The 5,078-nt window shown below is 44.4% G+C and carries 4 protein-coding genes; 2 read left to right on the top strand and 2 right to left on the bottom strand.

Annotated features, from left to right (window positions below; translation table 11 throughout):
• Positions 1–1,202, top strand: a 1,202-nt coding sequence (locus J7K63_09890) for an endonuclease (protein MCD6235330.1), incomplete at its 5' end; no start/stop codon positions are given.
• 93 nt (positions 1,203–1,295) lie between these two features.
• Here the strand turns inward: J7K63_09890 and J7K63_09885 are convergent.
• Positions 1,296–2,360 (bottom strand): DUF1460 domain-containing protein, encoded by a 1,065-nt coding sequence (locus tag J7K63_09885; GenBank protein MCD6235329.1) that lies wholly within the window; start codon positions 2,358–2,360, stop codon positions 1,296–1,298.
• 72 nt (positions 2,361–2,432) lie between these two features.
• On the opposite strand from J7K63_09885, the gene J7K63_09880 reads away from it, so the two are divergent.
• A complete protein-coding gene (locus J7K63_09880; GenBank protein ID MCD6235328.1) occupies positions 2,433–3,311 on the top strand; it encodes a cation transporter in 879 nt (292 codons plus the stop codon).
• A gap of 1 nt (position 3,312) precedes the next feature.
• On the opposite strand, the gene J7K63_09875 is transcribed toward J7K63_09880, so the two are convergent.
• On the bottom strand, positions 3,313–4,569 hold the full coding sequence (locus J7K63_09875) for an Nramp family divalent metal transporter (protein MCD6235327.1): 1,257 nt from the start codon (positions 4,567–4,569) through the stop codon (positions 3,313–3,315).
• Between the last annotated feature and the right edge of the window lie 509 nt (positions 4,570–5,078).

Raw genomic sequence — 5,078 nt, 5'->3', positions numbered from 1 at the left:
TGGGTAAAAAATCCACCCTTCTGGAATGGCATTTCCAGGATCCCCCCGATGATTTTGAACGAAGAAGAAATGATGTCATCTATGGCATCCAGCATAACCGAAATCCTTTTATCGATCATCCTGAATTTGCCGCATATATCTGGGGTGATTTACCCAATCCACCGGCCAACCTGACAATCCTTGCCACTACGGATACATCCGTTACTCTTACATGGACAGATGAATCCGATAATGAAGAGGGCTTTCATATTTATGTGGACGGGACCTTAAATCACAGCACGGCAGAAAACACCACTCAGACAGAGATTCTGTCCCTTCAACCCGGTACAAACTATCTATTCGGCGTCTCGTCTTTTAATGCAACAGGCGATTCACCGCTTATAACAGTCAGTGGTATGACATCAGGAGGAAATTCAGGACCGGTTTATATCTCGGAATATTCCGATGCATCGGGACTTGGAAATTTTGTCTATGAGTTTATAGAACTTGTCAACACCGGAACTGCAGATGCAAATGTGAGCGGTTTTGTGATTCAGCAAGTAGAATCCGTACGGGAATTTACCCTCCCGGAAAATTGCTATATCCCGGCACGGGGATTACTGCTCATTGGCCGTTATGCCACCCGGGGGGAATTTGAGGCTTTTTGGAATGTGCAACTGGATGAATCGGTCCTGTATATCAACTCGATGAATGCCTTTCCTATGATAAACGGGCAGGAACAATTTTTACTGAAATCACGGGACAATACCCTAATTGATCCCACGGACGGAAGCTATACATCCGCCATTATTTTGGAAGGTGAGCGGGCAAGACGGAACTCACCCGGTAATGATTCGGATGACTGGTATATTGCACCGGATTCAACAGCCACACCCGGATGGAGTCCTCTTCTGGACACAAACTTTGTGTCTGTCACCCCCTCGCTGAATCACGTTCCGGAAACCCTCCGCCCTACAGCTTTAATCTATCCCAATCCTGTAAACAATACCCTCAATATATCTATCCGGGGCTTTCGCCCGGGAACAGCAACATTACGGATTGTAGATATTCAAGGACACATTCGCTGTGAAAAAACCGTCGAACTATCTTCAAATCAGAAAATCCTCCAAGAGGATTCCCAATACCTGTCTTCAGGAATTTATATCGTACAAATCACCCAGAATCACATCCGGGCTCAAAATAAGGCGATTGTTTTGAAGTAGAGTGAGAATTGGAAACGCGTGACGCGTGACAAGTTGACCAATCCTGCCGACTGACAACTGCTGACTGACGACTGTCCACTGATGCCTGCTGTCTCAATCATCCTCTTTCTCGTACACACGTTCCTTCATACACCCGTAAGAGTGCGGCTCAACAGGTCTGAGAAATTTTAAGCCGTAAAAATACGGACGGGGTGTCATGAGAGGTTTGGGTTTGCGGAAAAAGCGGAATGTCTTCTGTTTTAAACGGGTGTTATAAGAACGGATCCTGGGGTTTTCACTTTCGGCCTTTGTATTATATTCACGGTTCTTTTCATTCAGGGCCAGGGATTGATTTACATATTCCATGAGGGGTTGTTTAATCACTTTCGGAGGAGTGGAATGAATCAAATTGACCAGACCGTCTTCATCAACAACAATCAGACCGTAATGACCAATCCACCTGCCGCTTTCAAAACCACGCACGACAAAGACCAGATCCCCGGTTTTCAAAGATTTGGATGCGTCTTCAATATTTTCAGCCGGGACATAGGTCCAAGTGAGGGAATCTTTGGGAATATCCGTCTCCAGATGATAACGGTTTTTAAAAAAACGGTGTTTATCATAGCGAATGGTATCCGGAAGTGTCTGTACACCCAGGCTGTCCGTAATATCATGAACCAGCCAGGCATTGTTGGGCAGCCAATCGTGTAGTGCATAGTGATTTCGTTTTATCACACTGATTTCACCATCCTGAAAGCGCAAATGCATCAATGTATTGAAAAATGAGGGCCAGTCCCGTGAAAGGGCCATAGCATAAACATGCTCGGTAAAAACGACACAGTCGCTCCGATCCAGGACATACAGGGGCTGAGAATCGTAGAGTTCAAAAGGAAATTCTCCCAGAAGGTACAATTCATACGGCTGATTGATATTTTTCTCAGCCAGATGCCGGATTCGTTCGTAAAAATCCGGTTCCTTTTGATAAAGCCACTTGAGATAGATATCCGTTTCATATTCATTAAAGGTATAAAGCGGACGGGATTTCAAATCTTCAAGAATCCGGCTGTCCAGGGAATCAGGGGATAAATCTCCCCGCCAGGTTTCCCGGTTCAGTTGATATCCGGTACTGCAGGACATGAAGAGAGAAATTGTCAAAACAAGGATGAAGATTTTTCGCATTCGGGCCTCCCATTTTGTAAATTTAAGCTTAAAGTTTACACAAAAAAGCCTGAGATTAGAACAGGAAAAACCATGAGCAATACACGACGGAAAGCGATCAACCGCGCAGGATATATCTCCATCGCAGGGAATCTCCTGTTATTTATCATCAAATACTGGGGAGGCCTTGTCAGTGGATCCGTGGCTATCATTGCCGATGCCTGGCATACAATGTCCGATTCCCTCAGTTCTCTGATTGTATTAATTGGTGCCAGGATTTCAACAAGGCCCGCAGATAAAGAACACCCCTTTGGACACGGTCGGGCCGAACTCATTGCAGCAATACTTATCGGCATGATGCTGGTGGGCGTATCCTGGGAATTTTTCATCAAAGCCTACGAAAATTTATCATCCCATACGGCTGTTCAGTACGGTTGGATCTCTATCCTGGTTGTATCCCTGTCCATTATTTCAAAAGAACTTATGGCTCAATACGCCTTTCATATCAGTCGGAAAACTTATTCGGAGTCGGTCCGGGCGGACGGCTGGCATCACCGGAGCGATGCTTTATCCTCATTGATAATTCTCGCAGGGATTTTTATCAGTCCGTATATTTGGTGGATAGATAGTCTGCTGGCAGGAATTGTTGCACTCTTGATTCTCTATTCCGCTTATGAAATCATCCGGGATGCTTCTTCACGTCTTATGGGTAATCCACCGTCTCAAAAAACTGTTGAACAGATACGGCAAATCGGCGAAAGTGTCTGCAGCAAAGAATTAAACATACACCACATTCACATGCATGAATACGGGTCTCACCGGGAGATGACACTGCATATAGAACTCCCCGGGGACTGGCCCCTGAAACGGGCGCATACCGTTGCCAGGGATCTGGAGGACCGGATTCGTGAAAATCTGGATATAGAGGCAACGATCCATATAGATCCCGCCTTAAAGAGGATACAGGATTAGATTATCCGCTGATCAGCTTCCATAGATAGATCATACTGAAAACAATTAAAAACAGAATACCGCACCAGCTAAGGATACGCATCCCGGTACCGGGTCGATCCTCGCGAGGGAATGCCTCGTCAATAACCAGCCGATAGTTCAAAATGGCAAAAACCGGTGCCGTCAGAAAAGCCAGAATCGTCGCAACATCCACTAAGGTTTTAATCCCGCTTAAAAAAATACTAATAATCAGAATACCACTTAAAGTCAGAAGTCCAACTACCACCCAATAGATGGAAAAAGGTGTCTTTTTCTTTTCATAAAAAAGTTGACGGATGCTCTCGGATAGTGTCCGGGAATATCCATCAAGCGTTGTTAAGGTTGTGGAGAACATGGTGAGAAAAGCAATCAAACCAATAATCCACCGGCTCCACTCTCCAAGTGTTTGAGTATACAGCTCAACAAGCTGTCCTGAAAAAACCACAGAGGAATTGGAAAAATGTTCTCCCGTGCCATGCATGACAAGGGCTCCCAGCGCAAGAAATGCCAGAGCAAGAACACCGGTCGTTACATAGCCAATATGAAAATCGGTCAAAGATTCATCCATACTGGGGGTGTGACCGGTTTGAATTCTCCGTTCTCTTACCCATAATGAAGGCCAGACAGAGACATCAATCGGAGCCGGCATCCATCCCATAAGGGCCAGAAGAAAGGCAAAACTGCTTAAATTAGTGAGTCCTTTCAGCGAAACCGGTTCTGGTTTAAAATCCGAAACACCCAAAGCCATGACAACCGCCAGAATCGTAAAAACACCCAGAATAAAAACCATAATTTTCATGATTTTATCAATAAAGGGATATTTACCCACAATAATCATTAAAAGGACAACAGCCAAAACGGCAGCGCTGGAAAGGGCCGGATGACAAGACCAATGTGTCAGATATGAAGCCAGTCCGCCGGTGACCAGCGTAACTGCCGCAACATTGATTATCCCCACAATCACCGCAAAAAAGAAAAAAAGTCCCAGCATCCATTTCCCCTGTTCCCGGTATCCCTCCACAAGAGATTTCCCTGTCCGGGCAGCATAACGATGACTATACTGAAAAAAGGGGTATTTAAGGATTAAAATCAGCACAACCAATCCGGCGAGATTAAAACCATAATTTGCACCCGCCCGGGTGGATTGCACCAGATGAGATCCGCCGATTGCAGCTCCTGCAAAAAGAATTCCCGGACCTAAAGTTGATAAAATCCCTTTAATTCTTTCAGAATGTACCATCCTGTTTTTCCTTTCAGATTTTTTAAATGCGAATGGAAAATTTACTGAAAGAAGGATATCAAATGAACATTATTTTAGTTATTCTAAAAGTTTACTTTTACTGACTATCAGACAGAATTTTCTATATCAGTTAATCTCTTTATAGGAATTTATTTACCTATTTACTTCCCCGGGGATAAAATAAGCCGGCGGGGAATTAAATGCAAGATTATATTATTTTAAATATATTACATCGTACTTTTTTGGGAGTTGGAAGCTGGCACCTCGATACGTCCGCCTGTTGGCGGTCGACGATATGGTTGATAAAAATGAGAATGGTGGGGATCAGGATAAATATGAGAAAAAACTCAGCAATCCTGCTGTTTCTCCTTTTCATCAGCCCTCTACCCTCTGAATACACGTGGGAATATCGTGTTGAGGTGAGTTCACAATCGTTGAAACCGGGTGAAGGCAGATTTTTACATCCGGTATTTTAAGGGCGTCGGGGAGAAGTTTTCCTTCGATCCAGG

Source organism: Candidatus Neomarinimicrobiota bacterium (genome assembly GCA_021157965.1).
Classification (GTDB): domain Bacteria; phylum Fidelibacterota; class Fidelibacteria; order Fidelibacterales; family Fidelibacteraceae; genus Fidelibacter.
This window is presented reverse-complemented; position numbering and strand designations above follow the sequence as displayed.

What these genes read in the sequence shown, in the direction of transcription:
- J7K63_09885 (MCD6235329.1), bottom strand. Translation starts at nt 2,360, where the DNA reads ATGCGAAAAATCTTCATCCTTGTTTTGACAATTTCTCTCTTCATGTCC.
- J7K63_09880 (MCD6235328.1), top strand. Translation starts at nt 2,433, where the DNA reads ATGAGCAATACACGACGGAAAGCGATCAACCGCGCAGGATATATCTCC.
- J7K63_09875 (MCD6235327.1), bottom strand. Translation starts at nt 4,569, where the DNA reads ATGGTACATTCTGAAAGAATTAAAGGGATTTTATCAACTTTAGGTCCG.